Source organism: Micromonospora sp. NPDC005171 (assembly GCF_040608575.1).
Lineage (GTDB): Bacteria > Actinomycetota > Actinomycetes > Mycobacteriales > Micromonosporaceae > Micromonospora.
This window is the reverse complement of sequence record NZ_JBEXIM010000003.1, coordinates 1-24907: the sequence shown is the minus strand read 5'-3', so window position 1 is coordinate 24907 and position 24907 is coordinate 1. Positions and strand designations below refer to the sequence as shown.

Below are 24907 nucleotides of genomic sequence, written 5' to 3'. Positions count from 1 at the left end.
CAGCGGCCGTACGACAGGCCCCGACCGGGCGTACGGCAGCGATTGGCGGGCGTTCGGTGATGAGGTCCGTCACGCCGGGGGGCCGCGCTGGGGAATTTCCAAAGCCCGATGGGGAAGATGACATCCGGCGTACAGGTTGACCGAGAAGCGCCGGTCGTGCGAGACGGCATCAACCGTGACGAAGGAGCGGATGTGGCGGAAATGCACACCGGTGTCGGGCGTCAGCGAGGTGCCCAACCGTGGCCCCGGCCTCGCCGTATCGCCACCCTGTCGGTACACACCTCCCCCCTGCACCAGCCCGGCACGGGTGATGCCGGCGGGATGAACGTCTACATCCTCGAAGTCGCCCGGCGTCTCGCCGAGGCCAACGTGGAGGTGGAGATCTTCACCCGGGCCACCTCCGGCGACCTCCCCCCGGTGGTCGAGATGGCGCCTGGCGTGCAGGTCCGACACATCACCTCCGGCCCTCTGGAGGGCCTCACCAAGGAGGAGCTGCCCGGTCAGCTCTGCGCCTTCACGGCCGGGGTGCTGCGCGCGGAGGCATCCCGCCCGCCCGGCCACTACGACCTGATCCACTCCCACTACTGGCTCTCCGGCCAGGTCGGTTGGCTGGCCAAGGAGCGCTGGGGGGTGCCGCTGGTGCACACCGCGCACACCCTGGCGAAGGTCAAGAACGCCCAGCTCGCGGCCGGTGACCGGCCGGAGCCGAAGGCCCGGGTCATCGGCGAGGAGCAGGTCGTCGCCGAGGCGGACCGGCTGGTCGCCAACACCCGGGTCGAGGCCAGCGACCTGCTCGACCGGTACGACGCCGACCCGGCCCGGGTGTCAGTGGTGCAGCCGGGCGTCGACCTGGCCCGGTTCCGGCCCGCGCCTGGCGACCGGCCCGCAGCCGCCCGCCAGGCCCGTCGCCGGCTGGGGCTTCCAGTCGACGGGTACGTGGTTGCCTTCATTGGTCGGATCCAGCCACTCAAGGCCCCCGACGTGCTGATCCGCGCGATCGCCGCGTTGCGCCAGCGGGACCCTGCGCTGGCCGACCAGGTGACAGTGGTCATCTGCGGCGGGCCCAGCGGCAGTGGGCTGGACCGGCCGACCGCCCTGATCGAGCTGGCCGCCAAGCTCGGGGTCAGTGACGGGGTGCGGTTCCTGCCACCGCTCACCGGGGACGACCTGCCGGCCCTGTACCGGGCGGCGGACCTGGTCGCGGTGCCGTCGCACAACGAATCGTTCGGGCTGGTCGCCCTGGAGGCGCAGGCCTGCGGCACGCCGGTGCTGGCCGCCGCCGTCGGAGGGCTGGTCACCGCCGTCCGGGATCAGGTCAGTGGCGTACTGATCGACGGGCACGATCCGATCGACTGGGCCCGGGCGCTGGGCACTCTGCTGCCCAACCGGGCGCTCCGGTCGGTGCTGGCCCGAGGCGCCGAGCAGCACGCCCGGCACTTCTCCTGGGACCGTACGGTCGCCGGTCTGCTCGGGGTCTACGGCGAGGCGATCGCCGGGCACCGTGCCCGGCTCGCAGCCGACCTGGCTTGTGACCCGGCGCTGTCCTGCTCCTGGTGACCTGGGGCGGCCGTCGTCACCCGGTGCGCAGGCCGAGTCGGTCGTAGAGTGGGTCCGGTGAGCCCGAAGAGCGATCTTGCGACCCTGATCGAGTCGGTCTGCGCCGAGCGGGACCTGGCCTGGGAGTCGACCGGCCCCGGCTCGTACGCGGTGACGCTGCCGGGCACCCACAAGCTCAAGACGATCTGCAACCTGATCGTCGGCGAGCACGCGCTGCGGATCGAGGCGTTCGTGATGCGCCAACCGGACGAGCGCCGCGAGGAGCTGTGGGCCTGGTTGTTGCAGCGCAACGCCCGGATGTACGGCGTCTCCTTCTCCACCGACGCGGTCGGCGACGTGTACCTGACCGGTCGGGTCAACCCGGCCGGCGTCGACGCCGACGAGTTGGACCGACTGTTCGGCGCCGTGCTCACGTACGCCGACGAGTCGTTCGACACGATGCTGGAGATCGGCTTCGGCAGTTCGATCCGACGCGAGTACGAGTGGCGGGTCAAGCGGGGCGAGTCGACAGCCAACCTGGCCGCCTTCGCCCACCTCTTCGAGCCCTCCGGCGCCGGCCCCGACCCAACCTGACCCCGCGCCCGCGCCCGGCGCCGGCGCCCCCGCCGCAAGATCGTGCTCGAACCTGGAAGTAGTGGTGTCGCCGACGCGGCGATGCCACTCGATCCTGGATCGAGCACGATCATGGTGAGCTGACTGTGGTTCGGAGTGCTCCTGACGGGTATGCCGCACCGCGCGGTGCGGCAAGGGACCCCCGCGCGCCGATGACGGAGTGCCAAGGAGCGGAGCGTCCCATGGCTCAGCGGAACAGCTCAGGTCGCGGCGCGACTGTGACCAGGACGAAGCGACAGGCCGGCAACCAGACGCCGGGTACGCCTGGAGTCTCCGAGTCGGAGATCTCCCGGATGCGGGTGGACGACATTCGCGGGCAGCTGCGCAAACGCGGGGTCTCCGGGATCTCCGCACTGCGCAAGCCCGACCTGGTGAAACAGTTGGTGCGCTCGATGCGGGCCGGCGCGGGTCGGAGCAGCACCGGCCCGTCGGGCCGGGCCACCGGCACCCGGGCGTCGGCGGGTCGCGCCGCCGCCACCAAGAAGTCGGCGGCCAGGCCGGCGTCGAGCCGCGCGAAGGCCGCGCCGGCGAACAAGAGCGCGCCCGCGAAGCGGGCCGCCGCAACGAAGGCGACCGCCACGCGGAAGTCGACGTCGGCGGCGAAGAGGGCGCCGGCTAAGAAGGCGACCGCCGCGAAGAAGACCACAGCGGCGACGTCGACGGCTGCCCGCAAGAGCACGGCCGCGAGCCGGACCACCGCCGCCCGTAAGACCACGGCGGCACGCAAGACCACGGCGGCCCGTAAAACCACGGCGGCACGCAAGACCACGGCGGCACGCAAGACCACGCCGGCTCGCAAGACCACGACGGCGCGTACGGCGCCCGCGCGGAAGGCGCCAGCGAAGAAGGCACCGGCCCGGCCGGCGGCGAAGCGCACGGCACCGGCCAAGAGCACGACAGCGAAGCGCACGGCACCGGCCAAGAGCACGGCGGCCAAGCGCACGACAGCGAAGCGCACGGCACCGGCCAAGAGCACGGCGGCGAAGCGCACGCTGACGCCGTCGGCTGGTGGCGGGACGATGGCCGGCGGGATCCGGACCGGGCGGGGTACGGGCCGGTCGGTCCGTAGCTCGCAGGTGATCTCGTCGCTCACGGACCGGCCGGAGCGGCCGGGGCGGAGTCTGATCACCGCGAACCATGAGGTGATCCAGCGCTGGGCCCGGGAGCGCGGGGCGAAGCCGGCGACCATCGCGGGCACCGAGCGGGATGGTCGGGCGGGGGTGTTGACCTTCAACATTCCCGGATACCGGGAAAGCAGCCGGATTCGCGAGATCACCTGGGATGAGTGGTTTCACACCTTTGACCTGCGCCGGCTGAACCTGATTTATCAGGAACAGTTGCGGGACGGTCGGCAGAGCAGCTTCTTCCGGACCGAGTCACCCGATCGGGAAGACGGTTGAGGTGTTTGCGGGAATGGCCGACGGGTAACCGGCTGTTGCCAACGGACGAGGCCGGAGCAGCGGATACTCGCCAGTTGTGACCGGCGAGACAGCCGTTCTGGGTTGAATCCAGAATCCGGGCGAACTAGCTTTATTGCACCGCGCCACGTTTGGAAACGTTCGGGGGAGCGGCGGATCGATCAGATCCGCGCACCAGACGAGGCGCGAGGGGACGGGTGGATTAACCGTTGGGGGACGGTTCCCACCTGTTTGGACCGGCGGCGTGAGCGGGCGATGCTTACGGGGGTGAGTGTTGCCCGCCGCCGCCGGCCCCGCCGGCGAGCGCCCACCATGTCCTGAGGGACGTGGTGGGCGTTTTGCGTTGTTCACCCGGTCAGTACGCGGTCCGCGGGGGTCGTCCGTTCCAGGTTGGCGACCCGGCGCAGCGCGGCGACGTGCCGCTCCCGGGGTGGTCCGGCGAGCAGGTGCCCGAGCGCGGCCAGCAGACCCAGCCCGGCCACGATCAGCCAGTGCCGGTCGCCGAGGTGCTGGAGGCTCACCCCGCCGAGGGTGGGCGCGACGAACGCCGCGGCCGGAAACGTCAGGTAGAAGACCGACTGGTAGCGCGCGCGTAGCTGCGGTGGTGCCAGGTCCGCGTTGATCTGCGCGTTGGGCGGGGCGGCGAGCATCGAGCCGACCGTCCAGATCACCGCGGCGCCCAGGTAGATGGCGAGTTCGTCGGCGATGGCGAGCGCCCCGAAGCCGAGGGCGAGCAGCGCTGTGGAGGCGGCCAGTACGACGTCCTTGCGGTGCCGGTCGATCAGCCGGGGCACGAACAGTTGGCCGACCACGATCAGCGCGCCGCCGAGCGCCACCACCAGCCCGTACGCTGATGGCCCCAGCCCGTCCGCGCGCATGGCCAGCGGCATGATGGTCGAGGTCTGCATGGTGAGTACGGCGAGCACGAACGTGAGCCCGACGAAGACCAGGAAGGTCCGGTCGGTGAGCGCGGTGTGCAGTCCTGGCCGGCGGGTCCGGACGGGCCTCGGCGCCGCGGGGGTGGCGGGCTGTGGGCCGGCCGCTGGCCGGGTCAGCCGGAGGGTTTCGGGCACCTTCCAGCCGATCACGGCGGCGGCGGTCAGGGTGGCGCCCGCGTCGACCAGGAACAGTGCGGTGAAGCTCGCTTCGGCCAGCACGCCGGCGAGCAGCGAGGCGACCGCCATGCCCAGGTTGAACGCCCAGAACTGAAGGTTGAACGCGCGTGAGCGGCGCTCGGCGGGCACCACGTCGACGATCGCCGCCACGAACGCCGGGCTGGGCATGGAGTGGACCACGCCGATCAGCGCGGAGAGCACCGCGATCAGCAGCAGGGGCCGAGTGAAGGCGAGCGCCACCATCAGGCCGACAGTGGCAAGGTGCGCGGCGAGCAGGGTTGCCCGCCGGCCCCACCGGTCGGCGAGCACCCCGCCGAGTAGTACGCCGGCAGCCCCGCCGGCCCCGTACGCGCCGACCACCGTGCCGGCCAGAGCTTCGCTCGCGCCGCGTACGTCGGTGAGGTAGAGCGAGAGGAACAGCATGGCGAACGCGCCGGCCCGGTTGATCAGCAGGCCGGCCCAGAGATACCAGAAGGTGGCAGGGAGTCCGCCTGCGGTGTCGTGCCACCAGCGCCGCAGGGCGTGCACCCGACCTCCCGACAGTTCAGATTGTTAACTGTTTCCCGTGCACAGTAGGAACTCCGGCTCCGCCGCGCCACTCATTACGCCTCGGCGGGCTGCGCCGTTCGGGAGGCGGTGGCCGGTGCCAGTGCCTCACCGGAGCGGCGCAGCGCTGCCGCCCGCCGTTCCCGGGCCGGCCCGGACACCAGGTGCGCCACGGCGGTCAGGAGGCCGAGTGCGGCGCAGCCGTACCAGAGCGCGTCGTTGCCCGCATGCTCGCGCACCAGGCCGCCGAGGATCGGCGCGCTGGCCCCGGCGATCTGCCAGGAGAGCGAGAACACGCCCTGGTAGCGACCGCGCAGCTCGGCCGGGGACAGTTCGGCGATGAGCGTGGAGTTGGAGGGCGAGTTCAGCATCTCGCCCACCGTCCAGATCAGCACGGTGAGCCCGTAGAACCAGGGGGTGCCGGCGAACGCGGTCAGCCCGAACCCCACGCCCATCACCACGGACGCCAGCGCGAGCACGTGGGAGCGGCTCCGGCCTCGGATCAGTCGGGGTACGAAGAGTTGGCCGACCACGATGAGGATGCCGTTGAGCGCGATCACCGAGCCGTAGGTGGCCGGGCTCAGACCGTCGTCGCCCATCGCGATGGGCAGCATCGAGATGTGCTGGAGGAACACCAGCGCGGCGAACAGGTTGAGTGCCACGAAGCCGAGGTAGACCCGGTCGGTGAGGATCGTACGCAGAGCGCCGCGTGGGGTTGCTTCTGCCACTGCGGCGGTGGCCGGGCCGGCCTGCCGGGTCTCCGGCACCTTGCTGAAGATGATCAGCGCGGTGATCAGCATGGTGGCCGCGTCGACCACGAACAGCAGCAGGTAGTCCGCCTGGGCGGCGAGGCCGGCGAGGACGGCGGCGCAGGCGAAGCCCAGGTTGATCGCCCAGTAGTTGAGCGAGAAGGCCCGCAGCCGGTCCTTCGCCGGCACCACGTCGATCATCATCGCCCCGAACGCGGGCCGGGCCGCCTCGGCGAACATGCCGAGCAGCAGCGCGCCCAGCGCCACCGCCCAGAGGTCCCGGGCCAGCCCGAGCGCGAGCATCATGGCCGCCGCGCCCACGTGGGCGGTGAGCAGTGTCGGTCGGCGACCCCACCGGTCGGCGAGGGTGCCGCCGGCGGTGGTGCCGAACGCCCCGCCGACGCCCCAGAGGCCGATCACCAGGCCGGCCTGCGAGGCCGAGAAGCCACGTTCCTGGGTCAGGTAGATGGCGAGGAAGACGAGGACGAACGAGCCGAGCCGGTTGATCAGGGTGCCGGACCACAGGTACCAGAAGGTGGTCGGTAAGCCGCCGGTGGTGTCCCGGAACCAGCTCCGCATCGTCCGCATAGGGCGCCCCGCTTGCAAGTAATGACCGATGTGACTGCCGTGCCTTACAACCCTAGTGGCGGGCGGATCCGCTGGTCATCCGCTTTTTCACGTGGTGGTCGTCACGACGGCTGCCCGCGTGTCCGCCAGGCCGTTGAGGCAGGATGATCGGCATGACTGCGAGCGAAGGGCCCACCGTCGGGACGCTGGTCCTGCTGCGACACGGTGAGAGCGACTGGAATGCCAAGAACCTCTTCACCGGCTGGGTGGACGTCGACCTGACCGAGAAGGGCGAGGGCGAGGCCCGGCGCGGCGGCGAGCTGCTGCGCGAGCACAGCCTGCTGCCGGACGTCGTGCACACCAGCGTGATGCGCCGTGCCATCCGCACCGCCGAGCTGGCGCTCAACGCCGCCGACCGGCACTGGATCGCCGTACGCCGGTCGTGGCGGCTCAACGAGCGGCACTACGGCGCCCTGCAGGGCAAGAACAAGAAGCAGACCCTCGACGAGTACGGCGAGGAGCAGTTCATGCTCTGGCGCCGGTCGTACGACACGCCGCCGCCGCCCATCGACGACAACGACGAGTGGTCGCAGGTGGGTGACCCGCGCTACGCGCTGCTGCCGACCGAGCTGATGCCGCGCACCGAGTGCCTCAAGGACGTCGTCGACCGGATGCTGCCCTACTGGTACGACTCGATCGTGCCGGACATCCTGGCCGGCCGGACGGTGCTGGTGGCCGCGCACGGCAACTCGCTGCGCGCCCTCGTCAAGCACCTCGACCAGATCTCCGACGAGGCGATCGCCAAGCTGAACATCCCGACGGGCATTCCGCTGCGCTACGACCTCGACCCGCAGCTGCGCCCGCTCACGTTGGGCGGCACCTACCTCGACCCGACCGCCGCGAAGGCAGCCGCCGCGGCGGTGGCCAACCAGGGGCGCTGAGCTACCAGCGAAAGGGGCCCCTCGTCACCGCTCTCCACGGTGACGAGGGGCCCCTTTTCGCGCCAGTCAGTTGCTGCTGGGCGTGCTCTGTCCGGTGATCAGGTAGATCACGTGCTCGCCGGCGTTGACGGCGTGGTCGGCGAAGCGCTCGTAGAAGCGGCCCAGCAGGGTGGCGTCGATCGCCGTCTCCACCCCGTACGGCCAGTCGTCGCCGAGCAGCACAGCGAACAGGTTCTTGTGCAGCTCGTCCATGGCGTCGTCGTCGCGGTCCAGCTCGCCGGCGAGGTCGGCGTCGGGCTTCGCCAGCACCGAACCGATCTTCACGGCCATCCGGTCGGCGATCTCGGACATCTCGGTGAAGACCGTCCGCAGCTCGGCCGGGACGGCGGGGGACGGGTGTCGGCGCAGCGCGGTCTTCGCCACGTGCTCGGCGAGGTCGCCCATCCGCTCCAGATCAGCGGCCACGTGCAGCGCGGTGATCATCGCCCGGAGGTCGGAGGCGACCGGCGCCTGTCGGGCGAGCAGGTCACAAACCCGCTCCTCGACGTGCCGGTAGAGGTCGTCGATCTCGGCGTCCCGCTCGATGACCGTCTCAGCGGCCTGCCGGTCGGCGGTGAGCAGGGCCCGGGTGGCCTGGCGCATGGCGGCGCGGACGCCCTCCGCCATGTCCACCAGCAGTTGGCTGACGATCTGGAGGTCGGCCCGGAACTCGTCGCGCATCATCACGTCCTGTGGTCGGTCGCCGCCGACGGGTGCCGGCGCAGGGGGGTTGAGCAGGTGCGACGCCAACGGTAGGGCGCGCGGACGGATCCCGGATGAACCACGGTGAACGACGCCAGACGTGGGGGTGAACACTTCCGGAAGTGAGGGTAGTTCGTCCCGGTCTGTGTGGTAGCCAGGTTAACAATGACCCTACGATCGCCGGGTGGAGTGGGCGGTGGCGGTCGTGGTGGCCCTGGCGTTGGTGGCCGGGATGGCCGCCGGTCTGCTGCTGCCCCGGTTCCTGCCGAGGCGGGACGGTCACTCCACGTCGACGGGGAGCGTCAGCTTCCTCTGGAACAGGGGGAGGCCCGCGATAGCCGACGAGCAGCAGGCCGGGCTCGGCCGCCGGACGATTGACTCGCTCCGGGCCGGTGTCGTGGTACTGGACAACGACGACGTCCCCGTGTTGATCAACCCGGCCGCCCGCGCGATGGGGCTGCTGCGTACCGGCAGCACACCCGGCTCAATCGCCGCGCACCCGCTGATCCGTACCCTTGCCGGCCAGGTGCGACGCACAGGCGTGCGGCGCGAGATCGAGCTTGACCTGCCCCGGGGTCGCGACAGCGCGGGGGAGAACCCGCTCGGCGTGCACCTGCGGGCGATGGGTCTCGGCAACGGCTTCATCGCGGTCGAGGCGGTCGACGTGACCGAGTCACACCGGCTGACCCGGGTGCGACGCGACTTCGTGGCCAACGTGAGCCACGAGCTGAAGACCCCGATCGGGGCCCTGCAACTGCTCGCCGAGGCGCTGCTGGACGCGACCGAGCCGGCCGACGCCGCGACGCCCGACCTCTCCGAGGACCTGGTGGCCGCCCGCCGGTTCGCCGAACGCATCCAGCACGAGTCGACCCGGCTGGGTCGGCTGGTGCAGGAGTTGCTGGAGCTGACCCGATTGCAGGGGGCCGAGCCGCAGCCGCCACCGGAGCCGGTCGCGCTGGACTGGGTGATCGCCGAGGTGGTCGACCGGACCCGCACCACGGCCTCCGCCCGGGGGGTCGCGGTGACCGTGGACGGTGAGCGTGGCCTCACCGCGTACGGCAGCGACTCCCAACTCGCCACGGCGGTGGCGAACCTGGTGGAGAACGCCATCAACTACTCGGGCGAGGACACCACGGTCCGGGTGACCCTGCGCGGCGACGACGAGCACGTCGAGGTCGCCGTCGCCGACCAGGGCATCGGTATCGCCCCCACCGACGTGGACCGGATCTTCGAGCGGTTCTACCGGGCCGACCAGGCCCGCTCGCGTGCCACCGGCGGCACCGGGCTCGGCCTGGCGATCGTGAAACACATTGCGAGCAACCATGGCGGACGGGTCGAGGTGTCGAGCACTCTTGGTGGTGGATCGACGTTCACCCTCCGGCTGCCCGCCAGCCCACCGGACGACCTCCTGGCGACACTGCCGCCGGTTGGGATCGAGTCCGGTCCGACTGGGCTACGGCAGGTCTGACAGCAAATGGAAAGGAAATCCCCGTTGAGCCGCGTTCTCGTGGTCGAGGACGAGGAGTCGTTCTCCGACGCCTTGTCGTACATGCTCCGTAAGGAGGGCTTTGAGGTTTCGGTCGCCGCGACCGGCACCGACGCCCTCACCGAGTTCGACCGGACCGGCGCCGACATCGTGCTGCTCGACCTGATGTTGCCCGAGATGTCGGGGACCGAGGTCTGCCGGCAGTTGCGGCAGCGCTCCGCGGTGCCGATCATCATGGTCACCGCCCGGGACAGCGAGATCGACAAGGTGGTCGGGCTGGAGATCGGTGCCGACGACTACGTCACCAAGCCGTACTCGCCGCGGGAGCTGGTCGCCCGGATCCGGGCGGTGCTGCGCCGGCAGAGCCCGGAGGTGGCCGAGGCGGGTGCGCCGACGCTGGCCGCCGGCCCGGTGCGGATGGACATCGAGCGGCACGTGGTGACCGTCGACGGCGGGGCCGTACAGCTGCCGCTGAAGGAATTCGAGCTGCTGGAGCTGCTGCTGCGCAACGCGGGCCGGGTGCTCACCCGTGGCCAGCTCATCGACCGGGTCTGGGGTGCCGACTACGTCGGTGACACCAAGACGCTGGACGTGCACGTCAAGCGGCTCCGCTCCAAGATCGAGCCGGAGCCGTCGGCGCCGCGCTTCATCGTGACCGTCCGGGGCCTGGGCTACAAGTTCGAGCCGTGATCGGCGTAACCGAAGGGGGTCTGCGCTCGGCGCAGGCCCCCTTCGGCCTGAGCGGGCCTGGCTAGACCTCGTCGGCGGGGTGCGGGGCGATCATGCCCTGCCTCGTCCTGGTCGCGCACAGCTCGGCCAGCCGCTCGTACGCGGGTGCGCCGATCAGCGCGGTCAGCTCCGGCCCGTACGACAGGTACATCGGCTCGGTGCCGACGTGCGCGTCCGTCGAGGAGGTGCACCACCAGTCCAGGTCGTGCCCGCCGGCTCCCCAACCCCGCCGGTCGAACTCGGACAGCGTGGAGACCAGCACCTTGCTGTTGTCCGGTCGCTTCACCCAGTCCTGATCGCGGCGGATCGGCAACTGCCAACAGACGTCCGGCTTGTATTCCAACGGGTGCACCCCGTCGCGCAGCGCCTGGGCGTGCAGAGCACAACCGCCCCCGCCGGCGAAGTCGGCGTCGTTGAGGAACACGCACGGACCCTCGGCGCCCTGGGTGGCGGTGCGGCGGGCCGGGTTCTTGCCGTCGATGGTGTCCTCGTCGGTCCAGTTCTTGAAGCCGCGCCGAAAATGCTGCCAGGTCGACGGGGTGAGCCGGCGGACGGCGTTGCGAACCCGCTTCTCGTCGTCCGAGTCGGTGAAGAACGCCCCGTGCGAGCAGCAACCGTCGGCGGCGCGGCCGGCGATGATGCCGTGGCAGCCCTTGCCGAAGATGCAGGTCCAGCGGGAGAGCAACCAGGTCAGGTCGGCCCGGATCAGGTGCGTCTCGTCGGCCGGGTCGGTGAACTCGATCCACTCCCGAGGGAAGTCCAGAGGCACCTCGCGGCTGCGCGGGTCACCAGGGTCGTCCACCAGCACACGGAGCTCCATCGTCACTCGACCCAGCGTACGCGCGGTGCCGTCCGCAGGCCGGTGAGCCGCGCAAACGTGTTGCGCCTAGGGTCTTCACCATGCGACTGGGTGTCCTCGACGTCGGATCCAACACTGTGCATCTCCTTGTGGTGGATGCGCACCACGGCGCGCACCCGTGGCCGGCGCACTCCGAGAAGGTGGTGCTCCGGCTGGCCGAGCAGATCGGCCCGGACGGCGCGCTGACCGAGGCGGCCGCCGACGGCCTGGTCAAGGCGGTGGGCATGGCCAAGGCTGCGGCCGCCGGGTTGGAGGCCGACGACCTGATCGCGTTCGCCACGTCCGCGGTGCGCGACGCCACCAACGCGGCCGAGGTGCTGGCCCGGGTCCGGGACGAGACCGGCGTACGCCTGGCGGTGCTCTCCGGCGCGGACGAGGCGCGGTCGACGTTCCTGGCCGTGCGGCGGTGGTTCGGCTGGTCGGCGGGCCGGCTGCTGGTGCTGGACATCGGTGGCGGCTCGTTGGAGATCGCCGCCGGCATCGACGAGGATCCGGACGTCGCTGTCTCCCTGCCGCTCGGGGCCGGTCGGCTGACCCGCGAGCGGCTGCGGGTCGATCCGGCCAGTGCGGCCCCGCCGTCGGCGGAGGCCGTCGACAAGCTGCGGGAGTACGTGGACGGCCGGCTGGACAAGGTCGTCGACCAGATCACCCAGGTCGGCTGGGACCGTACGGCGGCCACCTCGAAGACGTTCCGCACGCTGGCCCGACTGGCCGGGGCGGCCCCGTCCGGCGCCGGGCTGTGGGCGCGACGCAGCCTGACCCGGGCCGGCCTGCGGCAGGTCATCGGCTTCATCCGGCACATCCCGCCGGCGCAGTTGATGGAACTGGAGGGGGTCAGCACCGGTCGGGCCCACCAGTTGCTGGCCGGTGCCGTGGTCGCCGAGGCGGTGATGCGCCGCCTGGATCTGGACTCGCTGGACATCTGCCCGTGGGCGCTGCGGGAGGGCGTCATCCTCCGCCGGCTCGATCAACTCGAGCCGATCTGATCCAACGGCCGTTTTCAGCCGTTTTGCCGGCGCTCGTCACGATGCCCCCGGCGCTGCCAAGCTACGCTGACTGATGTGACTTCCCGCGTTCCCGTCCTCCTGTCCAGCTCGTCGGTCTTTCCCGAACCGACCGCGGCGGCGTTCCAGCTGGCTGCGGCGCTCGGCTACGACGGCGTCGAGGTGATGGTCTGGACCGACGTGGTCAGCCAGGACGCGGGCGCGCTGCGCGGCCTCTCCACGCACTACGACGTCCCGGTGCTCTCGGTGCACGCGCCCTGCCTGCTGGTCACCCAGCGGGTGTGGAGCCCGGACCCGTGGGAGCGCCTGCGCAAGGCCGCCGAGCTGGCCGAGACGCTTGGCGCGCCGACAGTCGTGGTGCACCCACCGTTCACCTGGCAGCGCGACTACGCGCGCAACTTCGCCGAGGGCCTGGCCACCGTCGCGGACCGGTTCCCCGGGCTGCGCTTCGCGGTGGAGAACATGTACCCGGTGCGGATGGCGGGTCGACAGTTCGTCCCGTACGTGCCCGGCTGGGATCCGACCGACGCCGGCTACCCGTCGTACACCCTGGATCTGTCGCACTGTGCGGCCTCGCACAGCGACCCACTGGAGATGGCCGACCGGATGGGCGCCGGGCTGGCGCACGTGCACCTCGGTGACGGCACCGGCGAGGGCCGCGACGAGCACCTGGTGCCCGGGCGGGGCACCCAGCCCTGCGGGGAGCTGCTCTCCTCGCTGGCCGGCCGGGGTTTCACCGGGGCGGTGGCGGTGGAGGTCGCCACCCGGGGCGCGAAGAGCCGCGCGGTGCGCGAGGCGGACCTGCGCGCCGCGCTGGAGTTCGCCCGCCAGCACCTGACCGCGTCGTCACCCGTCGACGCCTGAGCCGTCCGCGCCGACGGGCGGCGGCGGTGTCAGCTGACCGGTGAGAGGGAATCGGCGGTGGAGGTCGGCTGTTGGGCGACAGTCACCTGCTCGCCGACTGCCGCCCGCTTGCGAGCGCGGTGCGCGGCGACGTGCGAGCGGGTGGCGCAGCGCTCCGAGCAGAACCGCCGGCAGCAGTTGGACGACGTGTCCAGGTAGACGTTGCCGCACCGCTCGTCGGCGCAAACCCCGAACCGGGCGCTGCCGTATTCGCACAGCCAGACCGACAGCCCCCAGACCGCGCCGGCCAGGTATTCGGCACTGACCGAGGCACCCCGACTGGTGACGTGCATGTGCCAGTCGCTGGAGTCGTGCCCGGAGATGCGCGGCTGCACCGGGAACGCCTCAAGCAGCGCGTTCAGCTCGGTGACCGCCTGGGCGTCCCGCCCCGAGGTGCCGTACTCGAAGACGTCGCGCAACCGCTTCTGCGCCCGGCGGAAGATCGCCACGTCCCGGTCCGCGACCTCGTCGCGCATCCAGGCGTTCTCGTCGGGGAAGAGGGCCCGCAGGTCGTCGAGGTCGTCCAGGCGGGCGTTGACCAGGTCAACGCCGGTCCGGGCGTACGCGTCGAAGTTCACACCCCAACGGTAGACGACTCAGCGGGTGCGCGGCGCGTCGATGTAGTGCGGCAGGAACCGCGCGTAGCCGTCGGTGATCAGACTCGCGCTCTCCCGCACCCCCACGCCGGCCGATTCGCCGTCGACGATCCAGCTGCCCAGCACCATCCGGTTGCCGGCGAACTGCGGCAACGCCCGGAACTCCTGGTAACACCATCCCTCGTCGCCGTAGATCCCCGGGTTGGTGATCTCCTCATCGGCGGTGACGATGCGTACCGAACCGCCCTCGCGGCCGAGCAGTGGCTTGGCGACGTACTCCGGCATGCCGCGCGGAGAGTCGAGGTACGCCGGGAGCAGGTACTCGTGGCCGGGGTACAGCTCCCAGAGGACCGCGAGCAGCGCCTTGTTGGAGAGCAGCAGTTTCCAGGCCGGCTCGATCCAGGTGGTCGGGGTGCCCGGGGCCAGGGCCGCAGGGCCGTACGGCTCGGCCAGCATCCACTCCCACGGGTAGAGCTTGAAGCAGGTGGTCACCGGGTGGTCGTCGGCGTCGACGAAGCGCCGGCCGTCCCAGCCGATGTCCTGGATGGGCTGGAGCTCGACGCTCAGGCCGGCCTGCCGGGCGGTCTCGGCGAGGTAGCCGGCGGTCATGTGGTCCTCGCCGGACTCCTCCTCGTTCGACCAGAGCACATGCACCCGGGGGTCGTGCAACCCGGCCCCGATCTTGGCCCAGGCGCCGACCAGCCGCTCGTGCAGGCTGTTCCACTGGTCCAGCTCCGGCCGGGTCTGCTCCAGCCAGTACCACTGGATGATGCTCGCCTCGACCAGCGCGGTGGGGGTGTCCGCGTTGTATTCCAACATCTTCGGGGGCCAGTTGCCGTCGTACGCGAGGTCGAAGCGCCCGTAGAGGGTCGGTGGCGCCTCGCGCAGCGATCGGGCCACCGCCTCGGCCGCCCACTCCGGGATGCCGAACTCGGCGTACCGGCGCTGCGCCACCACGTGCTCGGCGGCGGCCACCGACATCCGGTGCAGCTCCTCGGTGGCCTCCTCCAGCCGCAGCACCTCGTCCAGGTCGAAGGCGTACGCGGCGGTCTCGTCCCAGTACGACATGATCCCGCCGTCGGGCAGTTCGGTGTCGACGTAGACCAGCCCCTGCGACCGGATGGTGGCGTCCCAGTCGGGGCGTGGCGTGACCGTCTCGCGGCGCACGTCAGCCGCCGCAGGCGGCGAGGTGGGTGCCGAACCCGCCGCGCTCGGGCAGGGCCGCTGTGGTCGGCTCCGGGGTGGTGCGACCGGCGGCCGGGTCGCTCACCCGCATCGCCAGCGCGACGGTGTCGCCGCCGCCGACCGGCCCGAGGGCGCAGTCGTCGTCATCGTCGTCGTCCGAGGTCATGTTGCAGCCGGAGAGGGCAAGCGCGAGAGCGGTGAGCGCGCCGAGTTGCACGGAGGCCGACCGGAGCCGGCGGCGGGGGCGGGGGCGTTGGTCCACGGCATCGTTGTAGCCGATGGACGCCACCGCCGCCGCCCCGCCCCCAGGTCGAGGTGCCCCGGCCGCCCCTCGGCGAGGGCCCTGGCAGGGGCGTTACGCTCGGCTCATGCTCCGTTCCGTCATCCTCGCCGCCTCCCGGTCATCCCAGGTCGAGCGGCTCGCCGCGACCGCCCCGTACACCCGGGACGTCGTCCGCCGGTTCGTCGCCGGCGCCGCCACCGACGACGCGTTGCGCGCGACCCGCGGGCTCGTCGACGACGGCCTCGCGGTCACCCTCGACCACCTCGGTGAGGACACCGTCACCCCCGAGCAGGCCACCGCCACCCGGGACGAATACCTGAAACTGCTGAAGATGCTCGGCGCCGCGGGGTTGACCCCGGCCGCCGAGGTGAGCGTGAAGCTCTCCGCCCTCGGCCAGATGTTCGACGAGCAGTTGGCGTACGACAACGCGCGGGCGATCTGCGCGGCGGCCGACGCGGCGGGCACCACCGTCACCCTGGACATGGAGGACCACACCACCACCGACTCGACGCTGGAGGTGCTGAGCCGGCTGCGCAAGGATTTCCCGTCGACCGGCGCGGTGCTCCAGGCGTACCTGCGCCGGACCGAGTCGGACTGCCGGGAGCTCTCCTCGGCCGGGTCGCGGGTGCGGCTGTGCAAGGGCGCCTACAAGGAGCCGGAGTCGGTGGCGTACCAGTCGGCCCGTGAGGTGGACAAGTCGTACGTGCGCTGCATGAACATTCTGATGTCCGGCGACGGGTACCCGATGCTGGCCACCCACGACCCGCGGATGATCGCCATCGGTGAGGACCGGGCGCGGTGGTTCGACCGGGGGCCGGAGCGCTTCGAGTTCCAGATGCTCTACGGCATCCGCCCCGAGGAGCAGGCCCGGCTGGCCGGCGAGGGCTACGCCGTGCGCACCTACGTCCCGTACGGCGACGAGTGGTACGGCTACCTGATGCGCCGGCTCGCCGAGCGCCCCGCCAACCTGGTCTTCTTCGGCCGCGCCCTGATCTCCAAGAAGTAACTCCTCCGACTCGGCCGACGGGCCGGCGGCGACCCCTCGGGTCACCGCCGGCCTTTTTCGGTTATCCGACTTGCCACCGTTGGCTAAGTGGCTTAGCTTTAAAGCTATGACAGCTAGCCAGGTGCGGCGGGACGGCGGACACATCGCGTACGAGGCGCAGGGCGACGGCCCGTTGGTCGTCCTCGTGCACGGCATGGGGGAGAACAGGGCGAGCTTCCGACACCTCGTGCCACTGCTGGTGGCCGCCGGGCACCGGGTCGCCTCGGTCGACGTCCGGGGGCACGGGGAGTCCAGCGCCGGCTGGCCCACGTACGCCCCGGCGGAGGTCGGCGCGGACCTGCTGGCCGTGGTCCGCGACCTCAATGCCGGTCCGGCCGTGCTGGTCGGCAGCTCGTCCGCAGCGGCGGCTGTGGTCTTCGCCGCCACCGACGCGCCCGAGCTGGTCACCGGCATCGTGCAGATCGGCGCGTTCGTCGGTCAGCCGAAGCTCAACCCGCTGCTGCGGATGGCGATGTGGTCAGTGCTGCACAGCCCCCGACTGTTCGGGATGTTCCACAAAACCCTGTTCCCGGTGCACCGGCCCGCCGACGACGCGGCCTACCGCCGCTCGATGGTCGCCAACCTGCGCGAGCCCGGCCGGATGGCCGCCACCCGCGGCGTGATCGCATCGGCCGAGCCGCACTGGACCGCCCGCGCCCCGCAGGTGCGGCAACCGGTGCTGGTGCTGATGGGGTCAAAGGACCCGGACTTCCCCGACCCGGGCGCCGAGGCGCGGGCCGCCCGGCGGCTCTTCGGCACCGCCGAGGCCCGGATGATCGAGGAGTCCGGCCACTACCCACACGCCGACCAGCCACAGCGCACCGCTGAGCAGTTGCTCGGCTTCCTGGCGGTGTGCGCCGGTGCCTAGGGTCGGCCTCAACCAGCAGACCGTCGTACGGGAGGCCGCCCGGCTGGCCGACGAGGTCGGCTTCCAGCAGCTCACCCTCGCCGCGCTCGCCAGCCGGCTCGGGGTGGCGCTGCCCAGCCTCTACAAGCATGTGCGAGGCGCGGACGCGTTGGCCCAGAAGCTGGCCGCCCTGGCCACCGCCGAACTGGCCACCGCGATGACCACCGCCGCCGTCGGCCGCTCCGGTGGCGACGCGCTCCGGGCCTTGGCGGACGCCTACCGTGGCTACGCCCTCCGGCACCCCGGCCGCTACCCGGCCACGCAGCGGGTGCCCGACCCGGCCGACCCGGAGCACGTCGAGGCGGGCGAACGCGCGGTCGGCGCCGTCTTCGCCGTGCTGCGCGGATACGGGCTCACCGGTGACGACGCGGTGGACGCGACCCGCGCGCTGCGCAGCGCGCTGCACGGCTTCGTGACCCTGGAGGCCGCGGGCGGCTTCGGCCTGCCCCGCGACGTCGACCGCTCGTACCACCAGTTGGTCGCGAGCATGGACATCTCGTTCCGCTGCTGGCCGGGCACCGGCGGGTGAGCGGGCGGCCGGTCCGGGGCGGCCTCGCCGCGTTCAGGGATTGGTCGTACCCTTCGGCGGGTGAATGACGAGGTGCAGCAGCCAGCACCACGGCGGCTCTGGCCGCTGTGGACAGTGCTCGTGGTGGTCGTCCTGCTGCTGGGCTGCGGCCTGCCGGCGGCCCTCGTCGTCGGGGTGATCCGGGAGACAGGCACACGTTCCACGGTCAGCCGGGTCGGTGCCTCGGCGGCCGACGACCCGGCCACCGCAGCGGCCCGCGGGCTGTCCGACCGGATCACCGCCCAGCTCCACCGGCAGTCCGCGGCGCTCCTTGGCGGTGACCGCGCCGGGTTCCTCGCCGTCGCCGATCCCGCCGCCCACAACGAACTGCGCCGACGCTTCGCCGCCCTCCGCGAACTCAAGGTGACCGGCTGGCGAGCCGAGCCGAGTGGCCTGCCCGTGCCGATCATCGGCAAGCCCGGCGAGTGGCGGCTGCTGGTGCGTTTCCAGTACTGCTTCGTCACGCCGAACTGCCGGCCCAGCCCTGTTTTGATCGGTACCCGGTGGCGGGAGAACGGCGACCAGCCCCTGATGGTCGCGATGGAGGAATCCAAGTCGGTGGAAACCGGCACCCGGCCGTGGGAGATCAGCGACCTGGCGGTCGCCATCGGCGCGCGGACCATCGTCGCCACCACCCCGGCACTGCGCGGCAAACTGCCTGGCCTGCTCGCGCAGGCCGAGGCGGCGGCCAAGGTCGCCGACGGGTACGCGGTGACCGGATCACCGCCGGACCGGTACCGGATCTTCTACGCCGGGCGCACCGAGTGGCAGCGCTGGTACGGCGGCGAGCGCCCAGAATGGACCGGCGGCTACGCGGTGACGGTGGGCGGCGGCCACCACGAGGTGGTGCTCAACGCCGAAGGGCTCACCAACAGCGGCACCGACGACCTGCTCCGACACGAGCTGACCCACGCCGCGTCGCTACCGGAGCGCGGCTACCCGGGCAAGCTCACCTGGTGGTTGGTGGAGGGCCTGGCCGAGTTCGCCGGTGCCGGCGGCCAGGCGGTCGACCGGTACGAGGGGATCGCCGACGTCCGCAAGATGGTCCGGGGCGGCTGGGACGGCAAGTTGGAGGGCGTCAACCCCGCCGACGACGCCTCCGCCGAACGGGTCGCCGCCAGCTACGGCATCGGCTACCTGGCCGTTCGGCACCTCGTCGACAGGTACGGGCCGCTGCGGCTGCTGACCTTCTTCAAGACAGTGGTGCACGACGGCCGGACCATCGACGCGGCCTCCGAGAAGGCGTTCGGTGAGCAGTGGTCGACGCTGCACGACGAGTGCGTGGCGTACGTCCGCGCCACCGCCGGCTGAGCCGCCGGTTCGTACGCCGACGGCGGTGGGCCGGGCGGATGCCCGACCCACCGCCGTTGTTCACCAGCCGGTGGCGATCGACGACCGGGTGCCGAGGCTGCCGTTCGCGGCCCCCGGGTACATCCACAGAGTGCCCGCGGAGTCCCTGGCGAGGATGTCCGGCTTGCCGTCCCCGTTGAAGTCGGTCAGCCCGAACGAGGTGAAGGACGCCCAACCGATGCCGACCTGGGTGATCGCCCTCGACTGGAGGTCGTACACCCGCAGGAGGCCGGTGTCGATCTCCCGCCCGTACAGCTCCGGCGTGGTGTCACCCACCACGTCGGCCACACCGAACCCGGCGTACTGGCCGTCCCAGCCGTCGCCGACGTCGATCCGGGTCTGCCGGCCGCCGGCCAGGTCACCCGGGTAGACCCACATGTCGTTGGTCGGGCCCGCGGTGTGAATGTCCTGGTAACCGTCCTTGTTGAAGTCGCCCAGCCCGAACGGGCGGTAGGTGCACCACCCGATGCCGTAGGACGTGGGCGTGGGGCTCAGATCGTCGGCGGTGCCCAGGAACACCTGTAGGTCGCAGGTGACGTTGTCCCGGACAACGACATCCTGGTAGCCGTCGTGGTCCATGTCCGCGATGCCGAAAGAGGTGAACTGGCTCCACCCCGAGGAGATCAGCCGGGGTGCGGTGAGTTGGTTGTTCACCTTGCGGTATCGCCACAAGCTGCCGATGGTGTCCGTCGCGTAGACGTCGGTCTGCTTCGTGCCGGTGCCCGGTGGTGTCCAGGTGGTGGCACCTACCGAGGTGAGCGAGCCGCTCTTCGTGACGTTTGTCGCCCCGACCTGGGTGGGGGTGAGTGCCCGCTTCCACACCTGCAGGTTGCTGAGCATCCCGGAGTAGTGCGCCGTCGGCGCGCCCTGGTACTTGTAGCGGCCCACCACGAACTTGCCGGTGCTCGGCCACGTGGGCGTGGCTTCGTACGTCGCGCTCCCCTTGATCACCCCATTGACGTAGAGCACGATCGTGCGGGTCTCGGCGTTGTAGGTGCCGACCAGGTGCGTCCAGACCCCCAGCGCCGTACCGGCCGGCGCCACCACCTGGGCGTACGACCAACCGCTGTCGGCGTTGCCCAGTCCGAACCGCCAGGTGTTGTCACTCTGGTTGTTCCAGAGCAGGAAGCGCGACGCGTTCGCGCCGTCCTCGCTGGCGATGACACCACCGGCGGCCGTGGGCTTGGCCCAGACCGAGATGCTGAACGACTTGGTGGTGTCGATCAATGGCTCGTTGACCGTCAGCGCACCCTGCTTCGAGGTGTCGACGACGGTGCCGGTCTTGTCGACATTGAGGAACAGGGCCGGGCTGAAGAGTTCGCCGCCCCGCCAGTAGGCGTTGCCGCCCTCCACGGTGAGGGACTTGCCGCCGGAGACGTCCTTCGCGCTGGTGACCGCGGTGTCCGACAGGTCGTCGAACTGCCACGTGTGATCCGAGGTGATGAGCGTCTGCTTCGGCTGGGCGGTGATGGTGGCGCTGCTGGTCTGCAGGTTCGTCACCGTCCAGAGTGAGCTGACCGCGCCGGCACTGACGGCCCACAGATCCGGGATGCCGTCGGTGTTCGCGTCAGCAGCCCGCAGGGTCAGAGACGCGCCGGTGTACCAACCAGAGCTACGCAGAACCCGCGAGGAGGTGTACGAGAACTGACCGGTGTCCGGGTTGAATGCGATGTCGGACCACAGGTACAACGCTCCGGTGCTCCGGTTCCACAGGAACATCGAGGTCCCCGTGCTCGTCTGGGCGGTGGTGATGGTCCAGTTGTTCCAGTCGGCGCCGCCGGTAGGGGTCAGCGCGCCTGTGGATGTGGTACCGAGAAAGCCTCCGGAGGCCTCGCCGAAGCTGGGGTAGTAGGTCAGTTGGTACCCGGTGCTGCTGTCGCCGCTGGTTCCGATCATGTCCGGGAAGTCGTAGCCGAGCCCTCGGCCGTCCCCCGCATTCGCGAGCTGGATCGGCCGACGTCCGTATTCGTCAAGGAGCACATCGGCGTTGACATTGAACTGAGACAGGCCATCCTCGGGGGTCAGCGACGAGCCGTCACCGTTGCCGGCGATGACACCTGCGGTGCCGTTGGCCGGATAATAGATCAGTACATCCTGGAAACCACTTCCGGTGAAGCGTCCCGTGATCACCTGTGAACCGTCGTAGTCACTGGGGGAGTAGTTGCCGCTGAAGCCGTTCCCACGGTTGCCGATGTTGGTCACACCGGGATTGAGGGCGGCAGAACCGTTGTTCTCGGCCAGCCAAAGTCCTGGCTTCAGGTTGTGGGTCGATCCGGGAACGATCAGATCGGCACGGCCGTCGCCATTCATGTCGCCGTCGGCGGCCGGCGTGCTCGGCCGGGCCGAGTTGAAGATCTTCGGCGTCGTGTCGCCGAAGTTCTTCCCTCCAGCGGTGACGCTTGTGACCGCGATGGTGTTGGTGAAGCGGGTGGGAGTTACCGAGAACTCGGCGTTGCCGGTCGCATCGGCTTGCACATTCACGGGTGGTGCAGCGTTGAGTTGGTACACGTAGCTTGTCGGCCGCGTACCCGTTGCGGGCGCCATGACCTTGACGACGGCAGGCTTGCCGATGGTGCTGGTCACCGGCTCTTCCACCGTGGGCGGGGCAGCCCTGGTGGCGTCGAACACGAACTTGCACGTGGTAGACCAGGCGCTGGCGGTCCTGAAATCGGTGACCTGAACCTTCCAGGCGAAAGTCGTCGGTACGCCGTTACTTGTGGAGGTGACTCCAGCGGCCGCGGCGAGGGTCGCGCGCGGTGCGATCTGCACTGCCGTGCTGCCTGAGGAGTACGTCAAGCTGTTGGGATCGGCGGGGATGAGGCTCGTCTGGGCTGCGTCAGAATCTTTCCATAGCTTAAAGGTGACACCCAGAGTGCCTTTGTTGGGATCGGAAACTGGCGCGTACAACGTGACGTCGGTGTCACCGACCACCGTCGGGCTGGTAGCGCCGCAGGACGTCGTCGGTGCGGTCCTGAGGCCGGTGGGTGCCGAGGGCGCGTGGTTGTAGGTGATGGTCAGCGTCGGGCTGGTCTCCAGAAATTCCTTCCAGCTCTCGGAGTCACTGCCTTCGTTGGCCGCGATCATTCGTAGGGTCCGGGTGGACCTCTTGTTGGTGACATCGGTCTTTATCTGGCCGGTGATGTCGAAGGAGACAGCGGCCGCGCCGCATCCGCTGTAGCCGTAGGCGAAACTCTTGGAGGCCGCGAGGGGGCCGTTGCTCTGGTCTTCCCAGTAGTCCCAGGTGGCATTCGACGTGGACAGTGTCGCGCCGGGAGCGTAGACGTTGACGGTCTTGTCGGTGCAGCTCCACGACCTGGTGTTCGTGATCTTGAAGTACGCGTTCGCGATCTCGGCGTTGGCGAGGGTGCTGTAGGGCACCCCGAAGTTGATCAGTGTGTTCGAGCGCTGGCTACCGGAGTTTCCGACCTGCATTCGCCCGATCGGGTCGGGGGTGTTCTTCCAGTAGTTGGTGGACTGGTGCTGGTAGGAGATGCTGGCCCAGCCCGACATGGCCGGCCCGGCCGACGACCAGTTGAAGGTCGGATCGATGAAGACCGGATAGACGGTCTTGGTGTCATCGAGCAGCGAGCGGTTCGGTGTCAGGCGCAGTTTCCCGGCGCTCATCTGCACGCCGATCGGGGCGCTCCTTGCGCCCCGGCCTGGGGCGGCAGAGGCGGCGGTCCGTCCGGTCGAGTCGGCTTGGACGGTGGCCGCACTCGTGGAATCCCACATCGCAGGGGCCGGCGCGGTGAGCACCGTTTGCCCGGCGCGATCGCGGCCAGCTATGTTGCCGGCGGCATCGGCACTGAGCGTGACGCCCGTGGTCGTGGTGGCCAGGTCGAGGGTGGCCAGCTTCGGGTTGGCGGCCGCCTGCCGGCTCTTGACCACGAAGACGTGCGAGAACGATCCTTCGCCGCCGACCCGGACGGTCAGGTCGACACCTGGAAGGACCTCCGAGTAGGTCGCGGTCGCGCCGGACAGCGTTGGCGTGGGCAGGGCCATCGGCGCCGTGATGGCCATCGCCCGCTCGCCACTGGTCATTCGAGCAAGGGGCTCGGTGCCACCGGCGGACAGCCGGATGGGGTTGGTGGTGGTCTTCGCGGTGATGCTGCCGTCGCTATGCCGGACCAGGGTCGGGTCGAGCGGCTTCCATTCACCGTTCACTCGCGTGCGGGTTGGCACCGCGGTCTGGGTCAGCTCGACCAAGCCGTCTGGTCGGGCAGTGTAGGTCGCCGTCGAGGTTCCGGCGCCGGTTGCCTCGACGGGCTTGCCGGTCCGCCTTGCCTGAGACTTTGCCTCGTCCACGCTGAGTGTGTCGATGGCTGGCTTCGCAGCCGGCTTAGCCGGTGCCGCGACGGCTGGTGAGACGGTCAGTTGTGTGGTGCCGATGGCGATGAGTACGCCGGTGGCGACGCCCGCCGCGAGAAGCCGCAGATGCGGTCTTCCTTGCGGTAAGCCGAATGTGGGCATGGCGAAGTTACTCCCCCGTGTTCATCCGGCGGAGCGGAGTGCATCCGTCGGGCGGCAACAGTGAAGCAGCCCGCCCGGTCCTCGTGGAACATCGATCGTCACACCAAGTTGTCCCTTTCGGACTTACTGCTACGGGTTTGATCCTGTGATCTGCACCCTTCGTTATCGTGTCGTGACCTCGGTGGCGACCGATCATGAAACATTGTTCGCGCCACGGGGGTGCGCGTTCTGTCACCCTGCGTGGCTTCCATGTTTCTCGCAGAGGTGAGGTTCGAATGCACGAACACGGGGGCTTACGCCTGCTGTCCCGTCCCAGACGCGCGGTCGCGGTTGTCGTGGCTGCGTCGCTGGTGGCGGGCTTGTTGTCGGGTTCGCCAGCGGTGGCGAAGCCGAAGGGTGTGGAGTTGGCGAAGGCGCCGGCGACGTCGCCGGGGCAGTCGGTCAAGGGTGTGAAGCCGCTGCCGACGAAGTTCGTGGCGCCGCCCGATGATGCGAAGTCGAGTTTCAAACCGACGCGGACGGCGTGGCCGAAGGCGGCCTCTGCCGAGGTTGACCTGCCAGCTGCCTCGGAGGCTGGGGCGCGGGTTGCGGCGCAGACAAAGACGCGTCTGGCGGGTATGCCGGTCTGGGCGCAGCCGGTGACAGGAAAGACTGCTCCGCGCAGCCTGAAGGTGAAGGTCGCCGATCGCAAGGTGGCCGAGGCCGCCGGGGTGGACGGTGTGCTGCTGTCTGTCGACTCGGGCGCTGGCGCGGGTTCGGTGCGGGTTGGTGTGGATTACGCGGGGTTCGCGGAGGCGTTCGGCGGTAACTACGGGTCGCGGTTGCGGTTGGTGCGCTTGCCGGCGTGTGCGTTGACGACGCCGACGCGTAGTGAGTGTCGGGTGGCGTCGCCGTTGGTGTCGTCGAACGACGCCGGGGCGAAGTCGGTGTCGGCTGAGGTGCCGATGGCGGCGGACGCGCATGCCCGGGCGGCCGGCGGCGTGACCGTGTTGGCGGCGGTCGCGGCGGCGGGTGAGGAGGGTGGCAAGGGAGGCACGTACGCGGCGACGGACTTGAAGCCGTCGGGGTCGTGGACAGGTGGTGGGAGTACGGGTTCGTTCACGTATTCGTATCCGGTGACGGTGCCGCCGGCGGCGTCGGATCTGGTGCCGACGGTGGCGTTGTCGTACGACTCGGGCAGTGTGGATGGGCAGACGGCGTCGACGAACGCGCAGTCGTCGTGGGTGGGCGATGGGTGGTCCACGCCGCGGTCGTATGTGGAGCAGACGTTCGCCTC

General features: G+C 70.3%; 20 protein-coding genes and 2 pseudogenes. 13 read left to right on the top strand and 9 right to left on the bottom strand.

Annotation, left to right across the window (positions count from 1 at the left end):
• Positions 1-87 precede the first annotated feature (87 nt).
• Both mshA and ABZU74_RS06595 read left to right on the top strand, forming a co-directional pair.
• The gene (gene mshA, locus ABZU74_RS06600; protein WP_355419735.1) at positions 88-1557 is read left to right on the top strand and encodes a D-inositol-3-phosphate glycosyltransferase; all 1470 of its coding nucleotides are present in this window, start codon (positions 88-90) and stop codon (positions 1555-1557) included.
• Positions 1558-1614: 57 nt separating this feature from the next.
• Positions 1615-2130: a YbjN domain-containing protein gene (locus ABZU74_RS06595; RefSeq protein ID WP_112605262.1), complete on the top strand. Its 516-nt coding sequence runs from the start codon at positions 1615-1617 to the stop codon at positions 2128-2130.
• A 226-nt stretch (positions 2131-2356) separates the two neighbouring features.
• Here the strand turns inward: ABZU74_RS06595 and ABZU74_RS06590 are convergent, their stop codons facing one another.
• Positions 2357-3262 (bottom strand): hypothetical protein, encoded by a 906-nt coding sequence (locus ABZU74_RS06590; protein ID WP_355419776.1) that lies wholly within the window; start codon positions 3260-3262, stop codon positions 2357-2359.
• On the opposite strand from ABZU74_RS06590, the pseudogene ABZU74_RS06585 reads away from it, so the two are divergent.
• Positions 3201-3569: pseudogene (locus ABZU74_RS06585) on the top strand (hypothetical protein); the annotation flags it as partial. The gene ABZU74_RS06590 and the pseudogene ABZU74_RS06585 overlap by 62 nt on opposite strands.
• Before the next feature lie 365 nt (positions 3570-3934).
• Here the strand turns inward: ABZU74_RS06585 and ABZU74_RS06580 are convergent.
• A complete protein-coding gene (locus ABZU74_RS06580) occupies positions 3935-5230 on the bottom strand; it encodes an MFS transporter (protein ID WP_355419193.1) in 1296 nt (431 codons plus the stop codon).
• 74 nt (positions 5231-5304) lie between these two features.
• Positions 5305-6585, bottom strand: coding sequence for an MFS transporter (locus ABZU74_RS06575; protein WP_355419191.1), 1281 nt, complete (start codon positions 6583-6585; stop codon positions 5305-5307).
• A 152-nt stretch (positions 6586-6737) separates the two neighbouring features.
• Here ABZU74_RS06575 and ABZU74_RS06570 point away from each other — a divergent pair, with 152 nt between their 5' ends.
• Positions 6738-7505, top strand: coding sequence for a phosphoglyceromutase (locus tag ABZU74_RS06570; RefSeq protein ID WP_124773790.1), 768 nt, complete (start codon positions 6738-6740; stop codon positions 7503-7505).
• Positions 7506-7571: 66 nt separating this feature from the next.
• On the opposite strand, the gene phoU is transcribed toward ABZU74_RS06570, so the two are convergent.
• Entirely contained in the window at positions 7572-8225 is a 654-nt protein-coding gene (gene phoU, locus ABZU74_RS06565; RefSeq protein WP_355419189.1) for a phosphate signaling complex protein PhoU, read from the bottom strand.
• Positions 8226-8430: 205 nt separating this feature from the next.
• On the opposite strand from phoU, the gene ABZU74_RS06560 reads away from it, so the two are divergent.
• Both ABZU74_RS06560 and ABZU74_RS06555 read left to right on the top strand, forming a co-directional pair.
• Complete coding sequence (locus ABZU74_RS06560; protein WP_355419187.1) at positions 8431-9714, top strand: ATP-binding protein; 1284 nt, start codon at positions 8431-8433, stop codon at positions 9712-9714.
• A gap of 24 nt (positions 9715-9738) precedes the next feature.
• The gene (locus ABZU74_RS06555) at positions 9739-10422 is read left to right on the top strand and encodes a response regulator transcription factor (protein ID WP_030329696.1); all 684 of its coding nucleotides are present in this window, start codon (positions 9739-9741) and stop codon (positions 10420-10422) included.
• 61 nt (positions 10423-10483) lie between these two features.
• Here ABZU74_RS06555 and ABZU74_RS06550 read toward each other — a convergent pair whose 3' ends face one another.
• Positions 10484-11281, bottom strand: coding sequence for a hypothetical protein (locus ABZU74_RS06550; RefSeq protein WP_355419733.1), 798 nt, complete (start codon positions 11279-11281; stop codon positions 10484-10486).
• An 80-nt stretch (positions 11282-11361) separates the two neighbouring features.
• Between ABZU74_RS06550 and ABZU74_RS06545 the strand changes: the two genes are divergently transcribed.
• The gene (locus tag ABZU74_RS06545; protein WP_355419185.1) at positions 11362-12306 is read left to right on the top strand and encodes a Ppx/GppA phosphatase family protein; all 945 of its coding nucleotides are present in this window, start codon (positions 11362-11364) and stop codon (positions 12304-12306) included.
• 75 nt (positions 12307-12381) lie between these two features.
• Entirely contained in the window at positions 12382-13188 is an 807-nt protein-coding gene (locus ABZU74_RS06540; RefSeq protein ID WP_355419183.1) for a sugar phosphate isomerase/epimerase, read from the top strand.
• Positions 13189-13217: 29 nt separating this feature from the next.
• Here ABZU74_RS06540 and ABZU74_RS06535 read toward each other — a convergent pair whose 3' ends face one another.
• From ABZU74_RS06535 to ABZU74_RS06525, 3 genes are read right to left on the bottom strand one after another with little or no spacing between them, the layout of a single operon-like run.
• Entirely contained in the window at positions 13218-13805 is a 588-nt protein-coding gene (locus tag ABZU74_RS06535; protein ID WP_355419181.1) for a CGNR zinc finger domain-containing protein, read from the bottom strand.
• Between the two features lie 18 nt (positions 13806-13823).
• Complete coding sequence (locus tag ABZU74_RS06530) at positions 13824-14990, bottom strand: glutathionylspermidine synthase family protein (RefSeq protein ID WP_355419179.1); 1167 nt, start codon at positions 14988-14990, stop codon at positions 13824-13826.
• Position 14991: 1 nt separating this feature from the next.
• Positions 14992-15297, bottom strand: coding sequence for a hypothetical protein (locus ABZU74_RS06525; protein WP_355419177.1), 306 nt, complete (start codon positions 15295-15297; stop codon positions 14992-14994).
• Positions 15298-15376: 79 nt separating this feature from the next.
• Between ABZU74_RS06525 and ABZU74_RS06520 the strand changes: the two genes are divergently transcribed.
• The 4 genes from ABZU74_RS06520 to ABZU74_RS06505 all read left to right on the top strand — a co-directional run bounded on the left by ABZU74_RS06520 (position 15377) and on the right by ABZU74_RS06505 (position 19122).
• The gene (locus ABZU74_RS06520) at positions 15377-16297 is read left to right on the top strand and encodes a proline dehydrogenase family protein (protein WP_355419175.1); all 921 of its coding nucleotides are present in this window, start codon (positions 15377-15379) and stop codon (positions 16295-16297) included.
• A gap of 106 nt (positions 16298-16403) precedes the next feature.
• Positions 16404-17204 carry an alpha/beta hydrolase gene (locus ABZU74_RS06515; RefSeq protein ID WP_355419173.1) on the top strand — a complete coding sequence of 267 codons (801 nt, stop codon included), beginning with the start codon at positions 16404-16406 and terminating at the stop codon, positions 17202-17204.
• Entirely contained in the window at positions 17197-17772 is a 576-nt protein-coding gene (locus ABZU74_RS06510) for a WHG domain-containing protein (protein WP_355419171.1), read from the top strand. Before ABZU74_RS06515 ends, ABZU74_RS06510 begins: the two co-directional genes overlap by 8 nt.
• A gap of 60 nt (positions 17773-17832) precedes the next feature.
• On the top strand, positions 17833-19122 hold the full coding sequence (locus ABZU74_RS06505; protein ID WP_355419169.1) for a hypothetical protein: 1290 nt from the start codon (positions 17833-17835) through the stop codon (positions 19120-19122).
• Between the two features lie 60 nt (positions 19123-19182).
• On the opposite strand, the gene ABZU74_RS06500 is transcribed toward ABZU74_RS06505, so the two are convergent.
• Entirely contained in the window at positions 19183-23325 is a 4143-nt protein-coding gene (locus ABZU74_RS06500) for a LamG-like jellyroll fold domain-containing protein (protein ID WP_355419167.1), read from the bottom strand.
• A 581-nt stretch (positions 23326-23906) separates the two neighbouring features.
• Here ABZU74_RS06500 and ABZU74_RS06495 point away from each other — a divergent pair.
• A pseudogene (locus ABZU74_RS06495) lies at positions 23907-24907 on the top strand (sugar-binding protein); the annotation flags it as partial.